General features: G+C 40.4%; 1 protein-coding gene. It reads right to left on the reverse strand.

From position 1 onward, the window contains the following. A partial coding sequence (locus Q1A15_RS20910) for a hypothetical protein (protein WP_299628388.1) occupies positions 1–995 on the reverse strand: 995 nt, incomplete at both ends.

A 995-nucleotide genomic window follows, 5' to 3' on the forward strand; every position in this document is an offset into this window, starting at 1 on the left:
GTATACGTTCCTACTGGTGTAGTTAATGGTAATGTAAAGTTATCGCTTACTCCTGTTCCTGCAACTATAGTTCCTGTTACAACATTTGGTGTTGTTGGGCTATCAACCTCATATGTATAGCTTCCTGTTCCTGAACTAACTTCAATACTGTATTCTGGACCTGCAACACATGTTAAAATGCTTACTGGGGTAATATCAAAGTCTAAATCTGGATTAATTGTAATATTCTGTGTTCCAGCTGCTGGACAACTGTTGCTGTCAACTACTGAAACTGTATATGTATCGGCTACTAAACCACTAAACTCAATTGGACTTGCTCCTGTTAATGTAAAGCTTGATCCTAATGCCCCTGTTAACGTAGCTGTATATGGTGCACTTCCGTCTGCAATAGTAACTGTGATGATTCCGCCGTCTGTTGTACAAGCATTGTCATTCTTAGTAACACTAAAGTTAACCTGAGTAACATCTGCTACATTAACATTCTGTGTAACCTCACATCCATTAGTATCTCGTACTGTTACGATATAATCTCCTGGTGCTAAATTCTCAAATAAGTTATTACCACTATAAGCAACTGCCACTGATCCTCCTGGGGTAGCTGAACCTGTGTCTGGTACTAATTGGTATTCATAACCTCCCCAGCCACCTGTAACAGCGTCTACACGGATACTTCCGTCTGTATCACCTGTACATGTAATTCCTGTTGGAATTGTAGTATAAGTAATCGCTGCTGTTGGACCTGCTATAGTAAACGTAGCTGTGTCTCTTGTACAATCTGGGAACGCTGTCATAACAACTCTAACAAAGTAATCGCCTGCGGCTAAACCTGTAATAGCTTCTACTACATTTCCTGTTCCACTTCCTGTCATAGCGGTAGCTGTTCCTGTACCTGCATCAAATACTGTATACGTATATCCGCCTGTATATGGTGTACTACTATCAAATATAATCTCTACTGCTGCTGTACTTGATCCGAAACAAACAACTGGTGATGT

The sequence above is a fragment of the uncultured Tenacibaculum sp. genome (assembly GCF_947495995.1).
GTDB lineage: Bacteria > Bacteroidota > Bacteroidia > Flavobacteriales > Flavobacteriaceae > Polaribacter.